19 protein-coding genes are annotated in these 23,372 nt (G+C 71.6%); 10 read left to right on the top strand and 9 right to left on the bottom strand.

Features of this window, described 5'->3' with window-relative positions; genetic code table 11:
- Window positions 1–8 precede the first annotated feature (8 nt).
- Window positions 9–920 (top strand): phosphotransferase family protein, encoded by a 912-nt coding sequence (locus Vau01_RS35290; protein ID WP_204002125.1) that lies wholly within the window; start codon window positions 9–11, stop codon window positions 918–920.
- 25 nt (window positions 921–945) lie between these two features.
- Here the strand turns inward: Vau01_RS35290 and Vau01_RS35285 are convergent, their stop codons facing one another.
- Both Vau01_RS35285 and Vau01_RS35280 read right to left on the bottom strand, forming a co-directional pair.
- The gene (locus Vau01_RS35285; protein ID WP_204002124.1) at window positions 946–1,497 is read right to left on the bottom strand and encodes a hypothetical protein; all 552 of its coding nucleotides are present in this window, start codon (window positions 1,495–1,497) and stop codon (window positions 946–948) included.
- Between the two features lie 27 nt (window positions 1,498–1,524).
- Entirely contained in the window at window positions 1,525–2,379 is an 855-nt protein-coding gene (locus Vau01_RS35280; protein WP_204002121.1) for an alpha/beta hydrolase family protein, read from the bottom strand.
- Window positions 2,380–2,461: 82 nt separating this feature from the next.
- On the opposite strand from Vau01_RS35280, the gene Vau01_RS35275 reads away from it, so the two are divergent.
- Window positions 2,462–3,085: a TetR/AcrR family transcriptional regulator gene (locus tag Vau01_RS35275; protein WP_204002119.1), complete on the top strand. Its 624-nt coding sequence runs from the start codon at window positions 2,462–2,464 to the stop codon at window positions 3,083–3,085.
- Here the strand turns inward: Vau01_RS35275 and Vau01_RS35270 are convergent.
- A complete protein-coding gene (locus tag Vau01_RS35270; protein ID WP_204002117.1) occupies window positions 3,082–3,903 on the bottom strand; it encodes a hypothetical protein in 822 nt (273 codons plus the stop codon). The genes Vau01_RS35275 and Vau01_RS35270 overlap by 4 nt on opposite strands.
- 123 nt (window positions 3,904–4,026) lie before the next feature.
- On the opposite strand from Vau01_RS35270, the gene Vau01_RS35265 reads away from it, so the two are divergent.
- The 3 genes from Vau01_RS35265 to Vau01_RS35255 are packed head-to-tail and all read left to right on the top strand — an operon-like array spanning window position 4,027 to window position 6,257.
- Complete coding sequence (locus tag Vau01_RS35265) at window positions 4,027–4,506, top strand: phosphoribosyltransferase (RefSeq protein WP_204002114.1); 480 nt, start codon at window positions 4,027–4,029, stop codon at window positions 4,504–4,506.
- Window positions 4,507–4,533: 27 nt separating this feature from the next.
- Complete coding sequence (locus Vau01_RS35260) at window positions 4,534–5,772, top strand: multidrug effflux MFS transporter (RefSeq protein ID WP_373320346.1); 1,239 nt, start codon at window positions 4,534–4,536, stop codon at window positions 5,770–5,772.
- A gap of 23 nt (window positions 5,773–5,795) precedes the next feature.
- Window positions 5,796–6,257 carry a GNAT family N-acetyltransferase gene (locus Vau01_RS35255; protein ID WP_239152108.1) on the top strand — a complete coding sequence of 154 codons (462 nt, stop codon included), beginning with the start codon at window positions 5,796–5,798 and terminating at the stop codon, window positions 6,255–6,257.
- On the opposite strand, the gene Vau01_RS35250 is transcribed toward Vau01_RS35255, so the two are convergent.
- Genes Vau01_RS35250 through Vau01_RS35240 form a run of 3 tightly spaced genes read right to left on the bottom strand, consistent with a single transcriptional unit; the run spans window position 6,244 to window position 9,657 of the window.
- The gene (locus Vau01_RS35250) at window positions 6,244–8,046 is read right to left on the bottom strand and encodes a potassium channel family protein (protein WP_204002107.1); all 1,803 of its coding nucleotides are present in this window, start codon (window positions 8,044–8,046) and stop codon (window positions 6,244–6,246) included. The genes Vau01_RS35255 and Vau01_RS35250 overlap by 14 nt on opposite strands.
- A gap of 4 nt (window positions 8,047–8,050) precedes the next feature.
- Window positions 8,051–8,437 carry a DUF6394 family protein gene (locus Vau01_RS35245; RefSeq protein ID WP_203928775.1) on the bottom strand — a complete coding sequence of 129 codons (387 nt, stop codon included), beginning with the start codon at window positions 8,435–8,437 and terminating at the stop codon, window positions 8,051–8,053.
- 20 nt (window positions 8,438–8,457) lie between these two features.
- Entirely contained in the window at window positions 8,458–9,657 is a 1,200-nt protein-coding gene (locus tag Vau01_RS35240; protein ID WP_204002105.1) for a phosphotransferase, read from the bottom strand.
- A 139-nt stretch (window positions 9,658–9,796) separates the two neighbouring features.
- Here Vau01_RS35240 and Vau01_RS35235 point away from each other — a divergent pair, with 139 nt between their 5' ends.
- A complete protein-coding gene (locus Vau01_RS35235) occupies window positions 9,797–10,366 on the top strand; it encodes an AMIN-like domain-containing (lipo)protein (protein ID WP_204002103.1) in 570 nt (189 codons plus the stop codon).
- Window positions 10,367–10,416: 50 nt separating this feature from the next.
- Here the strand turns inward: Vau01_RS35235 and Vau01_RS35230 are convergent, their stop codons facing one another.
- A complete protein-coding gene (locus tag Vau01_RS35230) occupies window positions 10,417–11,976 on the bottom strand; it encodes a hypothetical protein (RefSeq protein ID WP_204002101.1) in 1,560 nt (519 codons plus the stop codon).
- A 222-nt stretch (window positions 11,977–12,198) separates the two neighbouring features.
- On the opposite strand from Vau01_RS35230, the gene Vau01_RS35225 reads away from it, so the two are divergent.
- From Vau01_RS35225 to Vau01_RS35210, 4 genes are all read left to right on the top strand, one after another.
- Window positions 12,199–15,978: a SpoIIE family protein phosphatase gene (locus Vau01_RS35225; protein WP_204002098.1), complete on the top strand. Its 3,780-nt coding sequence runs from the start codon at window positions 12,199–12,201 to the stop codon at window positions 15,976–15,978.
- Window positions 15,979–16,047: 69 nt separating this feature from the next.
- The gene (locus Vau01_RS35220; RefSeq protein WP_204002097.1) at window positions 16,048–17,037 is read left to right on the top strand and encodes an ATP-binding cassette domain-containing protein; all 990 of its coding nucleotides are present in this window, start codon (window positions 16,048–16,050) and stop codon (window positions 17,035–17,037) included.
- 38 nt (window positions 17,038–17,075) lie between these two features.
- Window positions 17,076–17,831, top strand: coding sequence for an ABC transporter permease (locus Vau01_RS35215; protein ID WP_204002091.1), 756 nt, complete (start codon window positions 17,076–17,078; stop codon window positions 17,829–17,831).
- A gap of 98 nt (window positions 17,832–17,929) precedes the next feature.
- Window positions 17,930–19,867 carry a putative bifunctional diguanylate cyclase/phosphodiesterase gene (locus Vau01_RS35210; protein WP_204002089.1) on the top strand — a complete coding sequence of 646 codons (1,938 nt, stop codon included), beginning with the start codon at window positions 17,930–17,932 and terminating at the stop codon, window positions 19,865–19,867.
- Here Vau01_RS35210 and Vau01_RS35205 read toward each other — a convergent pair.
- A complete protein-coding gene (locus Vau01_RS35205; protein ID WP_204002086.1) occupies window positions 19,826–21,985 on the bottom strand; it encodes a 3-hydroxyacyl-CoA dehydrogenase NAD-binding domain-containing protein in 2,160 nt (719 codons plus the stop codon). The genes Vau01_RS35210 and Vau01_RS35205 overlap by 42 nt on opposite strands.
- 90 nt (window positions 21,986–22,075) lie before the next feature.
- Window positions 22,076–23,290, bottom strand: a complete 1,215-nt coding sequence (locus tag Vau01_RS35200) for an acetyl-CoA C-acetyltransferase (protein WP_204002083.1) — start codon at window positions 23,288–23,290, stop codon at window positions 22,076–22,078.
- Window positions 23,291–23,372 lie beyond the last annotated feature (82 nt).

The raw sequence follows: 23,372 nt of genomic DNA, 5'->3' as shown, positions 1-23,372 counted from the left end.
TGAACCCCGTGGATCAGGAACTCCCTCTCGCCGTCGTCCGGGCCGTTGCCCAACGCCGGGACGCCAAGGTGATCGAGACGTCGGTGAGCCCGATCGTCACCGGAAACCTGGGTGTGGCCACCGCGAGCGTCGAACGGGTGACCGGCCTGGTCCGCTCCGGAGCCGGCGAGCAGCGGTTCTCGTTGATACGCAAGGCGTTCCAGCCCGTGCGCAGCGGCCGCCACACCGAGTCGGCCGGCGACCCGCGGCACTGGGCGTACTGGCGGCGCGAGCCGCTCGCGTACGCGTCAGGGGTGCTGATCAACCCGCTCGGCGCCGGCCTGGTCGCCCCGTACTGCTACGACATCATCGACGACGTGGTGTACCTGGCCGACGTCGCCGGACCACCGGAGCAGACCGACGTGGCCGCCCGCCGCCTCGGCGCCTGGCAGGTCAGCGCCCCGATCCCCGAAGCACCGTGGTTGGCCGGTGACCAGTTGTCCCAACGCATCGCCGTCACCGATCTGGACTGGTCCACAGTGGACGCGCCAGCGGAGCTCCAGGCAATCTGGGCCCGCCGGCACGACCTGCTCCAGGTGCTCGACGCCGTGCCGATCGCCCTCTGCCACGGCGACTTCCACCCCGGCAACCTGATCGACACCGGCACCGACACCACCACGGTCCTCGACTGGCAGACGCTGGGCACCGGCCCGGTCGGCGGCGATCTGGCCCACTTGGCGCTGGCAACCCTGACCGACCCGTTCCCGTCCTACCTGGAGGGCCTGCAGGGCAAGGTCGACGCCGAGGCGGCCCACCTGGGCTACTCCGTGGCCCTGGCCCTGACTGCCACCAGCCGCCTGCACTGGATGCAGGTCAACGGCGTGCCCGTCCCCCCGACCTACACCGACTTCGTCCTGAAAACCGCCCGCCTCCCCCTCTGACGGATCGTGGAATCGGCCGCCTCGCCTACTGGGCCGGCGGCTGCGGCTGGGCCGGGGGCGCGCCAGGGGCCTGGCCCGGCTGGGGAGCGAACACGTCGGGCTGCACGAGTTGGCCGGTCGGGCTCACCTGGGCCGCACCCGTGCGCTGGACGAGGTCGTTCGCGTGGGCCATGAACGCCGGGTGCGTGCCCTGCATGACGAGCCACATGTTGTTGCCGGTCAGCTTCGCCTTCGCGAGCCCCGACGGAGTCACGTACCGGAGCAGCAGGTACCAGAACACGATGATCCCGGCGCCGAGGAACACCCAGATGACGTCCGTGAACGTCGCGAGGGCGACGGCGTCGTTGTGGAGCACCCCGACGCCGACGAACGTCACGAGGAAGGGCAGCGCCAGCACCGCCACGGCCAGCGCCAGGTTCGCCTTGCGGGACTTGACGCACTCCGGGCAATACGGCCAGTTCTGGACCGCGCCCCGGTAGAACGACATCCGCACCGACGCGGGCGCTCCGTGGCGCACGCACAGGTCAGGGACGTGTCCGGCCCACAGCATCTGCGTCGGCAGTGTCACCACATTCACGCGGGCAAGCTAGTGCACGCAATCCGGTTACCGCAACGGGAACCTGCTCGGCGCCCGCGCCGCTCCCCGGAGCCACGCCCAGCCCGCGTCCCATAGTCCTTCCGCGCCGGGGCGGAACGCACCGAAATGACCGAGCCCGCGGTGCCGCCCGGCCAACGTGTGCACCTCGCTGGCGGCGCGTGGGTACAGGGTCGGAAGCCACGCCACGGCCGTCTCCGGAGCGAAAGGATCATCCGGGACGCTCACCGCGAGCAGCCGTCCGGCGAATCGCCGCTCGGGCGGTAGCGCCCCGGCCCCGTCCACGAAGTCCCGCCGCCGCCCCCAGCGGGCCCAGTCCTTCGCGACGCCGCCCGGAAGCGTCTCGCCGCCGAAGTACCGGCCCGGCAGCACGCCGGTGAGCCCGGCCACGGCCGGGAGCGCGACGTGCCACTGCACGTAGCGCGCGGCGCGGGCGCGTCCGGTCCACTGTCGCCAGTAGCCGTTCTGGCTGCCGACGGTGAGGGCCGCCGACACGAGTTGGGCGTTGGGCGCCAGCGACAGCAGCCACCCGCCGGCGCTGTGCCCGACCACCGCGATCGGCCGGTCGGGGTCGCGGTCGGCGAGGTGACCGATCGCCTCGTTGAGGTCGAGGCTGCCCCACTCGCTCATGGTCGCCCCGTCGTGGCGCGGGCCGCCCGCGTGCCGGGAGCCGCCGACGCCGCGGTAGTCGAACGTGAGCACGGTCGCGCCGCGCTCGGCGAGGTGGGTGGCGAAGCGCCGGTAGAACCGTTGCGGCACACCGGTCGCGCCGGCGATGACCACGGCCGGGCCTTCCTCGCGGTACGGGTGGTACAGGTGCGCGGCCAGGGCGCGGCCGTCGGAGGCGATCAGGGTGACGTCCATGCCCGCTCCAAACTATGACGACTGTCCGAGTCTCCGCGAGGATAGTATGACGAGTGTCCGAGTCGATAGGTGGGAGTGACCCATGCCACGCACCAACGACAGCCGGGCCCGCACCGTACGGGCGGCCGCCGAGCTGATCAGCGAGCGCGGCGTCGCCGGCACCGGCCTGCGTGACGTGGTCGCGGCCGCCGGCACCCCGCGCGGCTCGCTGTCCCACCACTTCCCGGGCGGCAAGGACGAGCTGGTGATCGAGGCGGTGACGTGGAGCGCGCTGAAACTTCGCGAACGCCTCGACGCGCTCGCCGGCGGCGATCCCCCGGCCACCGTGGCGGAGGTGCTCGCCGCCATGGTCCGGTGGTGGGAGCGCGGGATGCTCGCGGTCGGCTTCAACGGCGGGTGCGTGGTGGCCGCCACGGTCGTCGACGGCACCGGAACCGACGTGCGGAGAGCCGCCCAGCGGGCGTTCGAGTCGTGGATCGACCCGCTCACCGACATCGCCGAGGTTGACGGCCTCGCACCGGTGGACGCCCGGCGGTTCGCGGTCACCGTGGTCGCGGCCGTCGAGGGCGCGCTGCTGCTGTGCCGGTCCGGCGAGACGCTGCAGCCGCTGCACGACGTCCAATCGACGATGCTCACCCTCGCCGAAGCGTTGAAAACGGCCCCGGAACCACGCGGTTCCGGGGCCGATCAGCGGGAGAACAATTAGCGCAGCGCGTCCGGCTCGGCGTAGAGCAGGTCGTCCATCACGACGAGGTCGCGCTTCTTGTCGTCCTTGACGTTCTTGCCCAGCGCGGCGTTGCCGGTGGTGATGCGGACCTCGTAGACGTCGGCGTTGGTCTGCACGCCCACGAACGACAGGCCCTTGTCACCGATGGTGGCCTTCGGCGCGTAGGCGACGAACAGGCGCTTGCCGTACCGGTCGAGCAGTTCCAGCTTCGTCACGTTGGCGCGGTCGACGTCGGTGAAGACGGCGCCGAAGCCCTTGACCGTGGCCGGCTTGTTCGTGCCGGGCACGAAGAACCGGACGCCCATCACGTTGGTGCCCAGCGGGGTGAACAGCCGCTGCGGGCTGAACGTGGCGAAGATGTCGTCGTACTGCGGGTTGATGTCGGCGAACCGCGGCGGGGTGTTGGTCGGGTTGTCGTCGTCGGCGCTCACCGAGAACTTGTTGTTCTTCGAGACGAACACCGCACCGCGCGGCACCGTCGTGTTGAAGAAGTCCGGCGGCAGCAGGTTCGGCGCCGACTGCGCGTCGGGGGTGCCGTCCCAGTTGATTTCCCGGCGACCGTTCTGCGCCGGCGGGTTGCTGGCGTTGTTCGGGTCGCCGAGCAGCCCCTGGAACGCCTTGACCGTGGGGGTCAGCCCGGCGACGTCGCCGGCGGCCCCCTCGACCTTGGTGAACGAGAAGGCGCCGGTCGCGGCCGATGCCGGCGAGCCGGTCGCAGCCAGCACGGTCGCCGAGACGGCGGCGGCGAACGCGGTCACAACGACCGCGGGCCGGCGGAGAGCACGGTAAAAGGACATGGCAAAGCCTTTCGTTTCAAGGGAATCGGGCCGTTGTGCGCCCGGTAACCGAACAGAACGGCGGCCACACCGCACCGGTTCGGAGTTATCAACTTGCCGACGCAGGCTTGTAAAGTGACGCCCGTGACTGAAGAACGCGAGGTGCTCGGCTGGGACGCGTTCGGCGTCGCCGGCCGGGAGTTGGCCGAGCAGGTCGCGGCGAGCGGGTTCGTGCCCGACGTCGTCATGGCCATCGCCCGGGGTGGGCTGTTCATCGCCGGAACGCTCGGCTACGACCTCGACGTCAAGAACCTGCACGTGGTGAACGTCGAGTTCTACACCGGTGTCGACGAGCGGCTCGACATGCCGGTGATGCTGCCGCCGGTGCCGGCGGCGGTCGACCTCGCGGGCGCGCGGGTGCTCATCGCCGACGACGTGGCCGACACCGGCGAGACCCTCAAGCTGGTGCGCGACTTCTGCCGCGACCACGTCGCCGAGGCGCGGATCGCGGTCGTCTACGAGAAGCCGCGCTCGATCGTCAAGTGCGACTACGTCTGGCGCACCACCGACAAGTGGATCACGTTCCCGTGGTCGGCGCTCCCGCCGGTTGCCCGCCGGGAGTAAGCCCCTCCCAGCGTGACGAGGCTTACCTTGACCCAGGCTGACCTGGGCATAGGGTTGGAAGTAATGCCTTCATCAGCTCAACCCGGTCGGCTCCGTCTGCTGCTGATCCTCGGCGGTGTCACCGCCATCGGTCCCGTCTCCATCGACGCCTACCTGCCGGCGTTCCCACAGATCGCCGACGACCTGCACGCCTCCGAGTCGGCGGTGCAGCTGACCCTCGCCTCGTTCCTCGTCTTCATGGCCATCGGTCAGCTCACGCTCGGCCCGCTCAGCGACGGCTGGGGCCGGCGGCGCCCGGTGATCATCGGGCTCGGCGCGTACACCCTGGCGTCGCTCGCGTGCGCGGCGGCGCCGTCGGTCGAGATGCTCGTGGTGCTGCGCGCGGTGCAGGGCCTCGCCGGCGCCGCCGGTGTCGTCATCGCCCGGGCGGTGATCCGCGACCTGTTCAGCGGCAGCGACCTCACCCGGTTCTTCGCCCGACTCACGCTCGTGTTCGGGCTGGGGCCGATCGTCGCGCCGACGCTGGGCAGCCTGCTGCTGGAGGTCACCGGGTGGCGCGGCGTCTTCGTGATGCTCGCCGGGGTCGGCGCCGCGGCGACGATCGCCGCGTTCGCGTGGCTTCCCGAGACGCTGCCCGCCGACAAGCGGCGCACCAACCGCCTGCCGCAGATGGCCCGCACGATGGGCGGCCTGCTGCGCGACCGGCGGTTCGTCGGCTACTCGCTGGCGATGGGGCTCGGGTTCGGCGGGATGTTCGCGTACATCGGCAGCTCGTCGTTCGTCATGCAGGACGTCTTCGACGTCCCGGCACTGACGTACGGGGTGCTGTTCGGCGCCAACGCGTTCGGCTTCGTGATGGTGGGCCAGCTCAGCGCGTACCTGGCCGGCCGGGTGCCGGAGAAGGTGACGCTCACCGCCGGGCTCGCCATCAGCACGCTCGCCGGCGCGGCGCTGGTAACGGCGAGCATCGTCGGGGTCGGCGGGGTGGTGGCGGTCGCCGTGCCGCTGTTCTTCTTCATCGCGTCCCTCGGCCTGGTGATGCCGAACGCGACGGCGCTCGCGCTGAGCGGTCACCCGGAGTCGGCCGGGTCCGGGTCCGCGCTGCTCGGTTTCCTGCAGGCACCGATCGCCGCGCTGACCGCGCCGCTGATCGGCCTCGGACCGGCGCACAGCGCCGTACCGATGGCGCTGGCGGTCGCGGTGTTCGCGGCGGCGGCCCTGTTCGCGATGACCACGCTCACCCGTGGCGGGGCTCGAACCGCATAGCGCTGCCGCGTAGCCTTGCGGCGGTGGATGTCACGGTGCGGCGGGGGTCCGCCGAGGACGCGCCGGCGCTCGCCCGGATGCGGTGGCGCTGGCGGGTCGAGGAACGCGGACAAACCCCCGACGTCGACCGCGAGTCGTTCGTCGACTTCTTCACCCACTGGGTGCTCGACCACCTCGCGACCCACCGGCCGTTCGTGGTCGAGGTCGACGGGGCACTCGCCGGGATGGCGTGGCTGATGCTCGCCGACCGGGTTCCCGCACCCGGTCTCATGTACCGGCGCTTCGCCGACGTGCAGTCGGTGTACGTCCTGCCCGAGCACCGCAACTCCGGTGCCGGCGCGAAGCTGATGGAAGCCGTCCTCCGGGAGGCGCGCGACCGCGAGCTCGAGTTCGTCACCGTCCACTCCAGCGAGCGTGCCGTCACCATGTACCAGCGGGCCGGCTTCGGTCACAACCCGCGGTGGCTCGAGGTCAGAGGTCGCTGACGGGGCGGCGGGACAGCCGGCGCCAGATCCAGCTCGACGGGACGTGGTTCCCGGTCACGACGTACGACAGCACACCGTCGACCGTCAGGGTGGTGTCGAGTTCCCGGCGGGCCAGCGGGTCGCCGGCGAGCAGGATCTCGTCGCCGTCGGCGAGCAGGTGGTCGTCCGACGGGGTCAGCACCAGTTCGTCGCCGTGCTTCAGCAGCAGCACGGCGGCGGTCAACGGGACGTCGCGGTTGTCGGGGTCGCGCAGCAGGTCACCGAGCCGGGCCTGGCCGCCGGACAGCCAGCGGCCGAGCGCCGACGAGCCGCTGTCGTCGAGGCGCACCGTCCACAACGTCTGCAGGCTGCGGCCGCACCGGTGGTGCAGGCGCTCGATGACCCCGGCCGCCCACTCCTCGCCCTGCGCCGGCACCTCCTGCAGGAACCGCCACAGCAACGGGGTGCTCAGCTTGACGTAGACCTCCTGCGCCACCACCTCCGCGAGCACGAGCAGCGAGTCGGGTTCGAGGGCGGCGAACAGCGCGGCGTTCGCGGGCCGGTTCTGCCGGGCCGCCACGAACAGGTCCGGGTTGATCCGGCGCGCGGCCGCGATCAGCGACAGGTTCGTGGTGTCGTTGTCGGTGCCGGCCACGAACCCGACGGCGCTCTCCAGGTGGGCCCGCGCCATCACCTCCGGGTCGGACCCGTCGCCGACCACCACCAGGTCGTTGCCGTTCGGACCGGCCGCCGGGTCGATGACGGTGACGGTGAGGCCCTCGGCGCGCAGGTCGTCGGCGAGTTCCCGGCCGAACCGCCCGTACCCGCACAGCACCCAGCGGCCCTGCGTCGGCGGGCGGCCCCGGCGCGGCAGTTCGGCGCCCGGTCCGCTCTCCAGCCAGGTCAGCAGCTGATGGGTGGCCGGCGCGCGGAGCGCGAGCCGCAGATGGTCACCGAACCGGTCGAACGGGTTGATCACGGTCGGGGTGCTGAAAGCCTTCATGCGGTGCTCGATCGCCGGCGACACGGTCCGGGCGATCACCGGCAGGTCCGGCCGCAGCAGGGCGGCGGCCATGGTGATGGCGAGGTTCACCTCGTCGTCGTTGGTCATCGCCAGCACGCCCTCGCAGAGGCTGTGGCCGAGACCGGCGACCGCGAGGTGGTCGGGGCTGCGGGCGTCGGCGGCGAGACCCGGCACGTCGAACCGGTACGCCTCCAGGTCGAGCGCGTCCATGTTCTCCTCGGACGCGTCGATCACCACGAACCGCCGGCCGAGCGAGTCGAACGTGACGCCGACCCGGCGCCCGGTCTGCCCGTAGCCGGCGAGCAGCAGGAACGGCTCCCGCATGCGCTTGACCTTGCGGGTGAAGTGCTGGAGCGCCAGCGCCCGCCGGAACGTGCGGTCCTGGATAAGGGTCAGCAGCGAACCGAGCGCGTACGCCCAGCCGATCACCGAGAACAGGATGCTGATCGTCACCCACAGCCGCTGGCCGTCGGTGAACTCGTGCGGCAGTTCGCCGAAGCCGATCGTGGTGGCGGTGTAGCTCATCACGTAGAAGGCATGGAAGAAGCTGATCCGCGTCGGGTTCCCCTCGCCGTCGAGGCCCGGGATCACGGTGAGCCCGAACGTGCTCACGGCGAAGATCACGATGATCACGATCAGCGGCAGCCGCATCCGGCGCAGCACCAGGAACACGGTCGCCGAGGCCTGCAGCGCCGAGTCGACCGGCACCCGCCAGCGGGACTGGCGCGCGTAGTCCTTGCCGGTCCCGAACATCAACCGCCAGAAGATGACCACCGCATTGGCCATGACCTCACCGCCGCTGGAAGGAGACGGTCTCGATGACCAGCAGGATGACGGAGACGACGTTCGCGAACAACGCCCCGCCCGACAGCGACACGATGCCGGCCGTCGCCTCGCCGGTGAGCCCCTCCGAGGAGATGTGCTCCGCGTAGGCCCAGAAGATCGTGGCGGCGATCAACTGGAGGTCGGCGACGAGGCTGGTGGCCAGGTGCACCGCGCCGATCTGGGTCCGGTCGCCGAACTTCAGCACCGTCGCGATGAGGTTGATCACGACCGCGGCGAACAGTTCGTAGACGTTGTGGACGGTGGGGTCGGAGAGGTCTCCGATGAAGAACCCGAAGTTCAACGTGGCCGCGAGCAGCACGAAGAACCCGAAGATCACCTTCTCGAGATTCACGGATCACACCATAAGCGGCGCTAACCGGGCACGCCCGCCAGGCTGGCGGCGGCGAGCAACGGCGGGAGCACGTCGAGCGCGTGGTACGGCCACTCCGACGGCTCGATCTGGTCCAGGAACCCGGCGTACATCACCGCGTTGCGCAGCTCGGCCACCGGCCGCAGCAGCTCGACCACCCGGCGCGGGTCGCAGCCGGGCACCGCGGCGCGCCACTCCCGCGTCCACGCCCCGATCATGACGTCGGCGTCGGCCGGCGCCAGGCCCTCGGCGGCCCGTAGCAGGTCGAACGCCGGGTGGCTGAGCACCGAGTCGCCCCAGTCGAGGATCACGTCACCCCGCAGGTTCCCCGAGTGGAAGTCGCCGTGCACGAGCGTCATCGGCACGCCGCAATCCCTGATCGCCGCGAACCGGTCGTCGAGGCCGTCGACGAGCGCGTCCAGGGCCGCGAGGGCGTCCGCCGGCGGCTCACCCGCCGCGCGTCGCGATGCCTCGCCACCGCGCCGCGCGACCACATCGGCGGCCGCGGCCTTGAGGTCCGCAAGACCACGTTCGGGGACGCCCGCAGCGCTCAGCACGTCGCGTGACCCGAGCGCCGCCACCTGGATCTCGACCAGGTCGACCAGCGCCGCGACCCGCTCGTCGAGTCCGGCGTCGTACCGGTCGTCGCCGGCCACGCGGTCCATGATCACGCGGCCCGGCGCGCCGACCAGCGGAACCGGCGTGCGGCCCGGCACCGCCTTTCGCAGCCACGCGAGCACGGCGGGCTCGTGCGCGAAGAACGGTGGCACCACCTTGAGCCAGGCGGGACCGGCGGGGGTGTCGAGGCGCCAGATGGCCGAGAGGTTCCAGGTGCGCTGCTGCTCGGCGCGCTGCACCGGCCGCCCGATCGCGGCCATCCACTCCCCCGCCCAGGCCAGGATCTCCTCCGGCCCGCCGGGCCGGGCCCAGGGCGCGCGCAACGGGTGGTCGGCCAGGTCGGGCGGCGCGCCGTTCGCGCTGGTTCCGGTGGACGCGAGATACGTGACCCGCCCGCCGTTGCGCCGGCCGGGCTCGGTGCCGAGCAGGCGGAGCACGGTGATCTCCAGCCCGTGCTGCGCGCGGGCCCCCTCGACCACCGCCGTCGCGTCGGGCCACCACGGGACCTCGACCTCGAACGGCGGCAGGGTGCCGAGCGGGTTCCCGGCGGGGTCGACGAGGACGAGGGTGACGACGCGGCTCACGCCCGCAGGGTAGTGAGGTCCGATGACCGAACAAAGTGCTTTCTTTCGGACACGGACGGTCCACGAAACGCCGCCACCTGCCGCCCTCGCGGTCACCTACCGTCAGGGGAAAGCCGCACTCTGTCCATGGAGGTATCCGATGAGACGGCGGATCAGATTTGTTCTGGCAGCCCTGGCGACCCTCTTACTCGTAGGCGCCGGTGCCGGGTCGGCGATCGCGAGCAGCGCCACCCGAGCCGCGCCCTACTGCGGGATCACCTGGGGCAGCCTGCCGAAGACCGGTGGCTCCCTGTCCCCGACGGCGCTGCTCGAGGTGCGCACGGGGAAGCACGAGTGCTGGGACCGGGTGGTGTTCGAGTTCACCGGCCCGGCCGACGGGTTCAACGTCGAGTACCGCAACGTGTACACCGAGGCCGTCGGCGACCTCATGAACCCCTACGTCGCCGGTGGCGCGGTCCTCGGCGTCCAACTGCTGGAACCGGCGTACGACCACGACACCGGCTGGGCGTTCCCGGCCCGCTCCGGCGCGCACGTGGGCACGGTCGTCGGCTACCAGACCCTGCGCGACGTCATGTTCGGCGGCTCGTTCGAGGGCTACAGCACGTTCGCGGTGGGCGTGCGGGCGAACCTGCCGTTCCGGGTGTCCGTCCTCGCCGGTCCGGGGACGCACAGCCGCATCGTGCTCGACATCGCGCACCGCTGGCAGTAGATCGGTCTCGCCCGTCGCCGGCATCGGCCAGTTTCGCGCCGCCGGCTCCGTCAGTTCGCCGCGCCCGCGCGGACGGCCGGATCGACCGCCGCCCACCACGCGGCGCTGGCCCGGATCGCCACCGGGACCTGAGAATCGCCGGCGAGAGCGGCCAGGAGCCCGCGCTCGCCGGCCCGCTCCTCGGCGACGCCGAGCGCCTGCACCAGGCGGCGCAGCGTGGTCAGCGTCGTGGCCGAGCCGGTGACCTGCCAGGCGTCCAGGTGCCGGCGCAGCGCGACCGCCCAGAACCGGCCGCTGCTGCTGCCCGACACCAGGCCGAGCGCCCGGGCGGCTGCCTCGTTCACCGCCGGCCGCACCGCGGGGGCGAGCACCAGCCGTTCGAGCAGCCCGCGGTCCGGTCCGGCGCCGAGCGCGCCCAGCGCCGTCAACAGGGCCACGGCCCGGGGCGGGTCGCCGTGCACGGCGCCGGGGATCTCCGCGGTCACCGCGGCCGCGACCGGGTCCCGGTACGGGGTCGCCGCGATCAGGAAGCCGGCGTCGAGCCGGGTCACCGGGTCGGGCGCGAAGAGCATCTCGTCGACGAGCACCGCCAGCACCGGGTCGACCTCCGCCATGTCGCACCGGGCGAGCGCACCGAGCACCACGCGGGTCACCACCACGCCGGTCGTCCCGGCCGGATGGGTCCGGCCCCGGCCCAGCACGTGCGGCCCGACCACGTCGGCACCGGCGAGCCGGCGCAGCCGGGCCGCCGCGGGGCCGTCGGTACCGGCCGGCAGGCCGGCGGCCAGCACCGGGAGCAGGTGGTGCACCTCGTCGGGCATCCGGGGATCGGCGGCGACCTCGCACAGCAGCCGCGGCAGCGTCGCCACGTCGGCGGGCGTGAGGTGACCCCGCTCGAGCTTGCGGACGATCGCGAGCATCGCCCCGCACAGCGCCCGTCCGCTGGACGGGTCGGCGAGCTGGGCGAGCACCCGCCGGGACGCGTCCGGGTGCGGCGTGACGTGCAGCGCGGCCAGCGGCTCCACGAACACCTGGTGGGCCGGGTCGGCGGCGAACGACGCGCAGGCGGCGATCGCGGCGGCGGCGCCGCTGGGGTGGCGCAGCAGCCGGGCCAGCGCGGAGTTGCGTTGGATCCACGGCAGGCCGTCGGCGACCACCATCTCGGTGAGCAGCCGGTGCGTCAGCCGCTCCCAACTGGTCCGCGGATGGATCAGCACGTCGGGCCGGTCCTGGAGCAGCGCCGTGAGGTCGTCCCAGCCCGGGCCGGTCACCGGGTCGCCGGACAGGCCGAGGTCGAGCAGGTCCGGGAGCCGGTCGGGGTCGCCTCCGGTGGGCGTCACCCCCGCATCGGGCAGGATCGCGGCCATCGCCGCGAGCCGGTTCACCGGCAGCCCGAGCAGCCGTTCGTAGCGACGCACCGTGCCGTGCCCGACACGCGCGGCACCGGTCTCCCATTTCGACACCTGGGCGGGGCTCGCCGCACCGCCGCCGAGCGACCGCAGGGCGGTGACGAACCGGGCCGCGGTGGCCAGCTTCCGGTCCGGCCCCAGCACCCGGTTGACCCGCAGCAGCCAGCCCATTCTCAGCCGGCCAACACTGACCGCCAGCATGGCCGGATGGTAGGCCCACCCACCAAACGAGGTCATCAACCGGGCGGGGCGGGACGAGACCGCCGAACGTGGCCGAACCGTACCGGTCGGATCCGGGCGGCACTTGTAGGCTTACGTCGCCCGGGCCCGCCATCGGCCAGGCCGGGCCACGAGTGCGACGTTCGGCGGAGGGGCGGTCGGTTGACTGGGCGTACCGGCGCACCTCCGCCTGCGGAAAACGGGATGCGGGCGGCGTTGCGGGCCGGCGGCGAGGTCGGTCACGACCTGCTCGCCGTCGACTGGTCGGCCACCCCGCTCGGGCCGCCGGAGACCTGGCAGCAGAGCCTGCGGACGATGGTGCAGGTGCTCGTCGCGTCGCGGTTCTCGATGTGGATGGCGTGGGGCCCGGAGCTGACGTTCTTCTGTAACGACGCCTACCGCCGCGACACCCTCGCCAAGAAGTACCCGTGGGCGCTGGGCCGGCCGGCCCGGGAGGTCTGGGCCGAGATCTGGCCCGACATCGGCCCCCGGATCGGGTCGGTGCTCGCCACCGGCGTCGCGACCTGGGACGAGTCGCTGCTGCTGTTCCTGGAGCGCAGCGGCTACGTGGAGGAGACGTACCACACGTTCTCCTACAGCCCGCTCGTCGACGACGCCGGACAGGTGGCGGGCATGCTGTGCGTCGTCAGCGAAGACACCGACCGGGTGATCGCCGAGCGGCGCATGAGCACCCTGCGCGACCTCGGCGCGGTGCCGACCACCGCGCGCGTCGACATCGAGGTGCTCCGCGCCGCCGCCCTGCAGATGGGCAACGAGAAGCGCTGCCTGCCGTTCACGCTCACCTACCTCTTCGACGCCCCCGCCGCCTCCACCACGACCACCGCCCGTCTGGTCGCCGCCACCGGCGTGCCCACCGGACACCCGATCGCGCCGGCGACGATCACGCCCGGCGACCCGGAACAGGTCTGGCCGCTCGCCGAGGTGCTCGACGGTGGCGGCACGATCGTCGGCGGGCTCCCCGAACGGTTCGCCGCCCTGCCCACCGGCGCCTGGTCGGAGCCGCCCACCCAGGCCGTGCTCATTCCGCTGCCCGACCAGGGCGGCGGGGGTCCGTACGGGTTCCTGGTGGTCGGTCTCAACCGGTACCGCCCGTTCGACGAGGCCTACCGCGGCTTCGTCGACCTGATCGCCGGCCAGCTCGCCGCGGGGATCGCCAGCGCGCGGGCCTACCAGGCGGAGCGGCAGCGGGCCGAGTCGCTGGCCGAGCTCGACCGGGCGAAGACGGCGTTCTTCACCAACGTCAGCCACGAGTTCCGCACGCCGTTGACGCTGATGCTCGGCCCGGCCGAGGACGCCCTCACCGACACCGCGCACCCGCTGCCGCCGGGGCAGCGGGAACGGGTCGAGGTGATGCACCGCAACGCGCAGCGGCTGCTGAAGCTGGTCAACACGCTGCTGGACTTCTCCCGGCTGGAGTCGCAGGGCATCTCCGCCCGGTACGAGCCGGTCGACCTGTCGCGGTACACGGCCGAGCTGACCAGCATGTTCCACCCCGCGATCGAACGGGCCGGGCTGAGCCTCACCGTCGACTGCCCGATGCTGCCCGACCCCGTGTACGTCGACCGCGAGATGTGGGCGAAGGTCGTCCTCAACCTGCTCTCCAACGCGTTGAAGTTCACGTTCACCGGCGGCATCACGGTGCGCACCCGGCTGCGGGACGACCGCGTGGAGCTGGCCGTGATCGACACCGGCATCGGCATCGAACCGACCGACCAGGCCCGCCTCTTCGAGCGGTTCCAGCGGGTGTCGGGGGTCCGGTCGCGCAGCCATGAGGGGTCCGGGATCGGGCTGGCCCTGGTGTCCGAGCTCGCCATGCTGCACGGCGGCGGCGCGTCGGTCACCTCGACGCCCGGTGCGGGCAGCACGTTCACCGTGCACGTCCGCACCGGCACCGCCCACCTGCCGGCCGACCAGGTCGTGCGCGGGCCGGGCGGATCGACCACCACCAGCGGCGAGCACGTCGAGGGCTTCCTGGCCGAGGCGATGCGGTGGATGGCCGACGACGCCGGCACGTTCGAGGAGCTGCAGTCTCCGACGCGCACCGCCGGCGGCGCGCTGGCGCACCGGCCGCACGTGCTCGTCGTCGACGACAACGCCGACATGCGCGAGTACCTGGTGCGGTTGCTGTCCGACGTCTACGAGGTGAGCACGGCGCCCGACGGCGCGTCCGCGCTCGCCGCCGCCCGGCACCGCACGCCCGACCTCGTGCTGACCGACGTGATGATGCCGAACCTCGACGGCTTCGGGCTGCTCCGGGAGATGCGCGCCGACCCGGCGATGTCGCTCGTGCCGGTGGTGATGCTGTCGGCCCGGGCCGGCGACGAGGCCACCGTCGAGGGGCTGGAGGCCGGCGTCGACGACTACCTGGTCAAGCCGTTCGCCGCTCGGGAGCTGCTGGCCCGCGTCCGCGCGAACCTGGAACTGGATCGGGCCCGGCGGGCCCGGTCGGAGCTGGAGCGCAACCAGCAGCTGCTCGACCAGGCCCAGAAACTGGCGGGGGTCGGCAGCTGGGAGCTCGACATCGAGTCCGGCGCGATCGTGGCGTCGGACGAGTTCATCCGCCAGATCGGAATCAGCGCCGACGACCTGCGCACGAAGGGCTACGAGGCCACGCTCGGTCGCGTGCACCCCGACGACTTCCCCCGCGTCCGCGCGGCGATCGACGCGGCGATCACCACCGGGGCGCCGCTCGACTACGAGGTGCGCGTGCTGCTGCCCGACCGGGGCGAGCGCGTGTTCCGCACGCTGGGCGTCCTCGAACGCGACGCTGAGGGCCGCGCGGCCCGGCTGCGCGGCAGCAACCAGGACATCACCGAGCAGCGCCACGCCGACGCGGCGATGGCGGCGGTCGCCGCCGCGCAGGAGGTTGCGGCCCGCGAGCACCAGATCGCCGACGAGTTGCAGCGCAGCCTGCTTCCCGAGCCCCGGTTCACCCCGGACCACCTCGAGGTCGCCACGTTCTACCGCGCCGGTGTCGAGGGGACGCAGGTCGGCGGCGACTGGTACGACGTCATCGAACTGGGTGCCGACCGCACGGCGCTGGTGATGGGCGACGTCATGGGCCGCGGTGTGCGCGCCGCCGCGGTGATGGGCCAGCTCCGGGCGGCCGTCCGCGCCTACGCCCGGCTCGACCTGGCCCCCGCCGACGTCCTCGAGTTCCTCGACGGCGTGGTACGCGACCTCGGCGACGACCAGATCGTCACCTGCGTGTACGCGGTGTACGACCCGGGCGACCGGACGCTCGTGTACGCCAACGCGGGCCATCTCCCGCCGCTGTTCGTCACACCGGGCGGCCCCCCGCGGAGGCTGACCGGTGCGGCCGGTCCCCCGCTGGGCGCCGGACCGGTGACGCTGCCCGAGGAGCGGATCACCCTCTCCCCCGACGCCCTCCTCATGCTCTACACCGACGGCCTGGTGGAACACCGCGACCAGGCCATCGACGAGGGCATCGACCTGCTCAGCACGGTGCTGGCACCGGTGGCCGGCCCGCTGGCCGACGTGCCCGACCACCTGGTGTCCCGCCTCCTGCCGGGCGGCCCGGCCGACGACGTGGCCATCCTGCTGGCCCGCATCACCGACGAGGCCGAACGCACCCGGTCGGTGATGCACCGGGTTCCGGCGGAGGCGAGCGCCGTTCCGGAAACCCGCGAGTTCGTCGGCCGCACCCTCTCCGACTGGGCGGTGTCCGCACCGGTCACCGCCGACATCGTGCTGCTGACCAGCGAACTCGTGGCCAACGCCGTACTGCACGCCCGTCCCCCCATCGAACTGCGCCTGCGGCGCACCGCGAACCACGTGATCGTCGAGGTCTTCGACGCCGCGCCCTTCCTCCCCCGAAAACTGCGCCCGAGCCCCGACGACGAACGCGGCCGCGGCCTCCAACTGGTCGCGATGCTGGCCGACCGCTGGGGCACGAGACCGACACCGGGCGGCAAGGCCGTCTGGTGCATGTTCACCCCCTGACCCGGCGGGCCGCGGCGGCCGTCAGCGGCCGGTGCGCCGGCGGTCAGCGGGCGCGCTGATGCTCGTCCCATGCAAACCCCTAGCCCCGCGACCAGCCTGGCGGCCGGCGCGGCCGCGACCGCGGGCGTCGCCATCGAGGCGGTCGGCCTCCGCAAGCGGTACGGGACGACCGACGCGCTCGACGGCTTCGACCTCAGCGTGCCGGCCGGAACCGTGTACGGCCTGCTCGGCCCGAACGGAGCCGGCAAGACCACGGCCGTGCGCATCCTCGCCACGTTGCTGCGCTTCGACGCAGGTCTCGCCCGGGTCGCCGGCTTCGACGTCGTGCGCCAACCCGGGGAGGTGCGCGCCCGCATCGGCCTGACCGGCCAGTACGCCGCCGTCGACGAGATCCTCAGCGGCCGGCAGAACCTCGTGCTGTTCGGCCGGCTCTACCACCTGAGCCGGCGACGGGCCCGCGAACGCGCCGACGAACTGCTCGACCAGTTCGGCCTCACCGACGCGGCCGGGAAGTCGGTGCAGCAGTACTCCGGCGGCATGCGGCGACGACTCGACCTGGCCGCGAGCCTGATCCTGGCGCCGAGCGTGCTGTTCCTCGACGAACCGACGACCGGGCTCGACCCCCGCAGCAGAAATGCTTTATGGGACGCCGTGCGCTCACTGGTCACCGGCGGTGCCACGGTGCTGCTCACCACCCAGTACCTCGACGAGGCGGACCGGCTCGCCGACCGGGTGTCGGTGGTGGACTCCGGCCGGGTGGTGGCGACCGGAACTCCGGACGAGCTCAAGTCGACGATCGGCGGCGACCGGGTCGAGGTGGTGGTGCGGTCTTCGGACGATGTCCAGCGGGCGGCCTCCCTGCTGGAGCGGGTCGGGTCGGGGTCCATTGATCTTGATCTTGAACTTCGCCGCCTCTCCGTTCCCGTGCGCGATCGGGCGGCAGCGCTGATGGGCGTGGTGCGCGCCCTGGACGACGCGGGGATTCCGGTGGAGGACGTGGCGTTGCGACGGCCCACGCTCGATGAAGCTTTCCTGAGCCTGACAGGACGAAAAGCATGAGTACAGGTCTGCGATGGACGTTCAGGGATTCCTTGACGATGGCCGGGCGGAACATGTCGCACGTGGTGCGGGCGCCCGAGGAACTGATCCTCTACTTCTCGTTGCCCATCATGTTCGTGCTCGTCTGGGGCTACGTGTTCGGCAGCGGGATGTCCGGCGGCGCCGACGCCTACCGCGAGTACCTGCTGCCCGGCATCTTCGTGATGACCATGCTGTACGGCCTGGGTGCCACCGCGACCTCGGTCGCCAACGACGTCAACCGCGGCGTGGTGGACCGGTTCCGGTCGATGCCGGTGGCGCGCAGCGCGCTGGTGACCGGTCGCAGCATCGCCGACCTGCTACGGGCGGTGCTGGAGATGGCGACGTTGCTGGTGTGCGGCCTGCTCGTCGGCTGGCAGTGGAACAACGGCTGGGCCGACGCGCTCAGCGCGATCGGGCTGATCCTGCTGTTGCGGGTGGCGATCACGTGGATGGGGATCTTCCTGGGCCTGATCGTGCCGAACCCGGACGCGGTCGGACTGATCGTGTTCCCGGCGGCGTTCCCGCTGAGCGCATTGTCGAACGTGTTCGTCGCACCCGCCCAGATGCCCGACTGGCTGGGCACGGTGTCGGAATGGAACCCGCTGTCGTCGACGGCGGCCGCGGCGCGGACGCTGTTCGGCAACCCGGACCTGACACCGCCGTCGGGATGGATCGCCGAACATCCGGTGCTGATGGCGGTGCTGTGGCCGGTGGGGTTGACCGCGGTGTTCGCGCCGCTCGCCGTCCGCCGGTACCGCAACCTGGGCCGCTAATAGACGTTCATGGACGAGCTGGGTGTCCCGTGGTTGCAGATCGGGCGTGGTCGGGGGTTCGCCCTAACGCCCGACGCGGCGCATCCGATGTCGAGGGCATGCCGAACTCTGTCATCGCCCGTTCCTGGCGCTGGCTCGCTACCGCGCTACCGCGCGGCAACCGCCTGCCCGAGAACGACTGGGAGGCCCGGCACCGTGCCATCGTCGCCATCCTCTGGCTGCACGCCGGCGGCATCCTCGGATACGCGTTCTACCAGGTGGTCACGCCGCTGAACATCGCGTCCGCGACGCTGCCGGTCGCGGTGCTCACCGGCCTGGCCGGCGTGTCGCGGCTGCCGCGACGGTTGCGGGCCGCGCTCGCCACGCTGGCCGCGCTCTTCTCGTCGGCCGCGCTGGTGCAACTGTCGGGCGGGTTGATCGAGACGCATTTCCACTTCTTCGTCATGGTCTTCGTGATCACGTTCTACCAGGACTGGGTGGCGTTCCTGCTGGCCATCGCGTTCGTGGTGGTCGAACACGCGATCGTCGGCGTGGTGGCGCCGCACGCCGTCTACAACCACTCCGAGGCGTGGAGCAACCCGGTTCAGTGGGCCATCATCCACGCGCTGTTCCTGTCCGGTGCGGCCGCCGCCGCGGTCGTCAACTGGAGTCTGAACGAGCGGGCCCAGGCCGCCGAGCGGGCGATCGCCGAGCGCCTCGCCTACGAGGCCAGCCACGACCCGCTCACCGGGAACCTCAACCGGCGCGAGTTCGACCGGCAGATCAGCATGCTGCTCGGTGACCCGCGCAGCCAGATCGCCGAGCACGCGGTCTGCCTGATGGACCTGGACCAGTTCAAGATCGTCAACGACAGCTCCGGCCACGCCGCCGGTGACGAGGTGCTCCGCCAGGTGACCGGGCTGATCCGCGGCCGGATGGGCGCGAACGACCAGTTGGCCCGCATCGGCGGAGACGAGTTCGCCGTGCTGCTCGCCGACCGCAGCCTCGCCGACGCGGCCGCGTTCGCCGAGGAACTGCGCACCCTCGTCAGCGAGCACCGGTTCGCGGTGGCCGGGCGGCTCTACAGCATCGGCCTGAGCGCCGGCCTGGTCGCGCTCGACCCCGTGAACGACCCGGACGGCGTCGACGCCCTCGGCGCCGCCGACGCGGCCTGCTACGTCGCCAAGGAGAGCGGCCGCAACCGCGTGCACGTCGTCACCGTCGACGACGAGCAGTTCGCCCGCCAGCAGGGACAGGCCCACTGGGCCGAGCGCCTGCAGGCCGCGATCTACCACGACGACCTGGTGCTGTACTACCAGCCGATCGAGTCCACCGACCCGACCCGCCACGAGCGCTACGGCGAGCTGCTGGTGCGCATGCGCGACGACGACGGCTCGCTGATCTCCCCTGGCGTGTTCCTTCCGGCCGCCGAGCGCTACAACCTGGTCGGCACCGTCGACCGCTGGGTGGTGCAGGCAGCCTGTGCCGCGCTCGCCGGCCGGTACACGCCCGGTGCGGAGCCGTCGGAGCACTTCTCGATCAACCTGTCCGGCGGGTCGCTCGGCGACCAGTCGCTGCTGACGTTCATCCGCGACCAGCTCGACCGCAACGGCATCCCGCCGTCGGCGATCTGCTTCGAGGTCACCGAGACGGTCGCGATCAACGACATCACCGCGGCGATCGCGTTCATCACCGAGCTCAAGAACCTCGGCTGCCGCTTCGCGCTCGACGACTTCGGCAGTGGTCTCTCGTCGTTCGCCTACCTCAAGCGCCTCCCGGTGGACATCGTGAAGATCGACGGCTCGTTCGTCCGCGGCATCACGACCGACCCGGTCGACTACGCCATGGTGGAGTCGGTCAACCGGATCAGTCAGGAGATGGGGCTGCAGACGGTGGCCGAGTTCGTCGAGAGCGAAGACATCATGGCGAGTCTGCGGGCCATCGGCGTCGACTACGGGCAGGGCTGGGCGATCGGCGCACCCGAGCCGTTCGAGCCGTGGCTGGCCCGCAACCCGCTAGTTGAACCCGTCGCCGCTCTCAGCCCGGCGCACCAGTGACTCGGGTGGCGTGAACCGGTCGCCGTACTTCCCGGCCAGTTCGCGCGACCGGGCGACGAACCCCTTGAGACCGCCGTCGTACTGGTTGATGTACTGCAGCACGCCGCCCGTCCAGCCGGGGTACCCGATGCCGAGGATCGACCCGACGTTGGCGTCGGCGACGCTCGTCAGCACCCCCTCGTCGTAGCACTTCACCGCTTCGAGGGCCTCGACGAAGAGCATCCGCTCGATCAGGTCTCGCAGGTCGATCGTTGTCGGGTCGAGCCCTTGTTTGCCGAATGCTTCCTTCAGGCCGGGCCAGAGGCGGGTGCGCTTCCCGTCTTCGTACTCGTAGAAGCCGCGGCCACCGGAGCGGCCGGGACGGTCGAACTCGTCGACCATCCGGTCGATCACGGCTTCGGCGGGGCTCGGCGTCCACATGCCGCCGGCCGCCAGCACCGCTGCCATGGTCTCCTTGCGGACCTTCCGCGGCAGGGTGAGCGTCAGCTCGTCCATCAGCTGCAGCACCGGCGCCGGGTATCCGGCCTGGCTGCTGGCCTGCTCGATGGTCGCCGCCGGAATGCCCTCGGCGAGCATCGAGATGCCCTCGTTGGTGAACGTGCCGATCACCCGGCTGGTGAAGAAGCCGCGACTGTCGTTGACCACGATCGGCGTCTTGCGAAGCTGCTGCACCACGCCCAGCGCCCGCGTCACGGCCTCGTCGCTGGTGTTCTCGCCCTTGATGACCTCGACCAGCGGCATCTTGTCGACCGGCGAGAAGAAGTGCAGACCAACGAAGTCGGCCCGCCGCTTGACGCCCTCGGCGAGCACCGTGATCGGCAGCGTCGACGTGTTGGAGCACAGCAGCGCGTCGGGCGCCACCACGTCTTCGATCTCGGCGAAGACCTTGTGCTTCAGGCCCGGGTCCTCGAACACGGCCTCGATGACCAGCTCCACGCCGGCGAGCGCGGCGGGATCGGCGGCCGCTGTGATGCGTCCCAGAAGCTCTTCTTTGCCTTCGGCGGTCTGCCGGCCGCGACCGATCGCCTTGTCGAGCAGGCGTTCCGAGTAGGCCTTGCCCTTCTCGGCCGCCTCGACGGTGACGTCCTTGAGGACCACGCGCATGCCGGCCCGCGCGCACACGTAGGCGATCGCGGCGCCCATCATGCCGGCGCCGAGGACGCCGACGCTCGTCACCGGTGGGGCGCCCTTCGGGGCGCGCGAGTTCGCGGCCTGCAGGTCGAAGAAGAACGCCTTGATCATGTTCTGCGAGATCTGACCGGTCGCGAGTTCGGTGAAGTACCGGCCCTCGATGCGGAACGCGGAGTCGATGTCGACCTGCGCGCCCTCGACCGCGGCGGAGAGGATCGCGCGGGGCGCCGGGTACGGGGCGCCCTTGAGTTGCTTGCGCAGGTTGGCCGGGAACGCGGGCAGGTTGACCGCGAGTTTGGGGGTCGACGGCGTCCCGCCGGGGATCTTGTATCCCTTGACGTCCCAGGGCTGCGCGGCCTCGGGGTTCTCCGTGATCCACTGCTTCGCGTGGCCGATCAGCGTGTCCCGGTCTCCGACGATCTCGTGGACCAGGCCGGCCTCCAGCGCGGCGGCCGGCCGCAGCCGCTGCCCCTGCAGGAGCACCTTCAGCAGCGCGTCGACGATGCCGATCAGGCGCACCGTGCGCACCACGCCGCCGGCGCCGGGCAGCAGCCCGAGCGTCACCTCGGGAAAGCCGATCTCGATCTTCGAGTCGTCGAGGACGATGCGGCGGTGGCAGGCGAGCGCGATCTCCAACCCGCCGCCCAGCGCCGAGCCGTTCAGCGCCGCGACCACCGGCCGGCCGAGCGTCTCCAGGCGGCGCAGCATGGCCTTGATGCGGGCGGTCCGCTCGAACACCTGCGCCGGGTCGCTGCCCGGGCCGAGCGCACCGAGCGAGTTGAGGTCGCCGCCGGCGAAGAAGGTCTTCTTGGCCGAGGTGATGACGACGCCGGTGATGTCGTCGCGCTCGTCGGCGAGCCGGTCGAGCGTGGCGTTGAAGTCACGGCCGAACGCCTCGCTCATCGTGTTCGCCGAGTGGGCCGGGTCGTCGAGCGTCAGGGTGACGATGCCGGCGTCGTCGCGCTCGTAGCGGATCGTTTCGGTCATGTCGGGTCCCCACTTCGTGGTGACCCGCCCTGACCGGGAGGGCTCTGTCTGATGATGCCCTCGCACAAGTGCTCGGTCATTGTGCTCTCCTCAGATCCGCTCGACGATCGTCGCGATGCCCATGCCGCCGCCGATGCACAGGGTGGCGAGGCCGTACCGGAGGTTGCGCCGCTCGAGTTCGTCGACCAGCGTTCCCAGGATCATGCCGCCGGTGGCGCCGAGCGGGTGACCCATCGCGATCGCGCCGCCGTTGACGTTGACGATGTCGTGGGAGAAGCCCATGTCGGCGACGTAGTGCAGCACCACCGCGGCGAACGCCTCGTTGATCTCGACCAGGTCGATGTCGTCGGCCGTGAGGCCCGCCTTGGCCAACGCCTTGCGGCTGGCCGGTGCCGGGCCGGTGAGCATGATGGTCGGGTCGGCACCGCTGACGGCGGCGGAGACGATGCGGGCGCGCGGCGTGAGCCCGGCTTCGGCACCGGCGCGTTCGCTGCCGACGATGACGAGGGAGGCTCCGTCGACGATCCCGGACGAGTTGCCCGCCGTGTGCACGTGGTCGATGCGCTCGACCCAGTGGTACTTCTGCAGTGCCACGGCGTCGAAGCCGCCGAGGTCGCCGATCGTGGCGAACGAGGCGGGCAGTTTGCCGAGACCTTCCAGCGTCGACTCCGGTCTTATGTGCTCGTCTCTTTCGAGAACTGCGAGCCCGTTGCGGTCGCGCACCGGTACGACGCTGCGCGCGAAGTACCCGTTCGACCATGCCTTCGCGGCTCGCGACTGGCTCTCCAGCGCGTAGGCGTCGACGGCCTCGCGGCTGTAGCCGTCGAGGGTGGCGATCAGGTCGGCGCCGACGCCCTGCGGCACGAACCCGGTCGCAAAGTTGGTCTCCGGGTCCATCGCCCAGGCGCCACCGTCGGACCCCATCGGCACCCGCGACATCGACTCGACGCCGCCGGCGAGTACCAGGTCTTCCCAACCGGAGCGGATCTTCTGGGCCGCGACGTTCACCGCCTCCAGACCCGAGGCGCAGAACCGGTTGAGCTGCACACCGGCGACGGTTGTCGGCAAACCGGCGGCGACGGCCGCGGTCCGCGCGATGACCGAACCCTGGTCGCCCAGCGGCGAGACGACGCCGAGCACGATGTCGTCGACGGTGGCCGGGTCGAGGCTCGGATACCGGCGGCGGATCTCGTCGATCAGCCCGACCACCAGCGAGATCGGTTTGACCTCGTGGAGCGAACCGGTCTGCTTGCCGCGGCCGCGCGGGGTGCGCACCGCGTCGAAAATGAAAGCGTCAGTAGCCATGAGAACCTCCGGCGGGTTTGCTACTCGTCGGTTAACTTACCTGTGCGTGCGCCCGCGTGGCGGAATGTGAGCCTTCCCACAA

Origin of the sequence: Virgisporangium aurantiacum (assembly GCF_016863635.1) — a bacterium.
Taxonomy (GTDB): Bacteria; Actinomycetota; Actinomycetes; order Mycobacteriales; family Micromonosporaceae; genus Virgisporangium; species Virgisporangium aurantiacum.
Note: the sequence above shows the minus strand (reverse complement) of the source record. Positions and strands in the feature narration are given on the sequence as shown.

What these genes read in the sequence shown, in the direction of transcription:
- Vau01_RS35280 (WP_204002121.1), bottom strand. Translation starts at nt 2,379, where the DNA reads ATGGACGTCACCCTGATCGCCTCCGACGGCCGCGCCCTGGCCGCGCAC.
- Vau01_RS35275 (WP_204002119.1), top strand. Translation starts at nt 2,462, where the DNA reads ATGCCACGCACCAACGACAGCCGGGCCCGCACCGTACGGGCGGCCGCC.
- Vau01_RS35270 (WP_204002117.1), bottom strand. Translation starts at nt 3,903, where the DNA reads ATGTCCTTTTACCGTGCTCTCCGCCGGCCCGCGGTCGTTGTGACCGCG.
- Vau01_RS35250 (WP_204002107.1), bottom strand. Translation starts at nt 8,046, where the DNA reads ATGGCCAATGCGGTGGTCATCTTCTGGCGGTTGATGTTCGGGACCGGC.
- Vau01_RS35235 (WP_204002103.1), top strand. Translation starts at nt 9,797, where the DNA reads ATGAGACGGCGGATCAGATTTGTTCTGGCAGCCCTGGCGACCCTCTTA.
- Vau01_RS35230 (WP_204002101.1), bottom strand. Translation starts at nt 11,976, where the DNA reads ATGCTGGCGGTCAGTGTTGGCCGGCTGAGAATGGGCTGGCTGCTGCGG.
- Vau01_RS35225 (WP_204002098.1), top strand. Translation starts at nt 12,199, where the DNA reads ATGCGGGCGGCGTTGCGGGCCGGCGGCGAGGTCGGTCACGACCTGCTC.
- Vau01_RS35220 (WP_204002097.1), top strand. Translation starts at nt 16,048, where the DNA reads ATGCAAACCCCTAGCCCCGCGACCAGCCTGGCGGCCGGCGCGGCCGCG.
- Vau01_RS35215 (WP_204002091.1), top strand. Translation starts at nt 17,076, where the DNA reads ATGGCCGGGCGGAACATGTCGCACGTGGTGCGGGCGCCCGAGGAACTG.
- Vau01_RS35210 (WP_204002089.1), top strand. Translation starts at nt 17,930, where the DNA reads ATGCCGAACTCTGTCATCGCCCGTTCCTGGCGCTGGCTCGCTACCGCG.
- Vau01_RS35205 (WP_204002086.1), bottom strand. Translation starts at nt 21,985, where the DNA reads ATGACCGAAACGATCCGCTACGAGCGCGACGACGCCGGCATCGTCACC.
- Vau01_RS35200 (WP_204002083.1), bottom strand. Translation starts at nt 23,290, where the DNA reads ATGGCTACTGACGCTTTCATTTTCGACGCGGTGCGCACCCCGCGCGGC.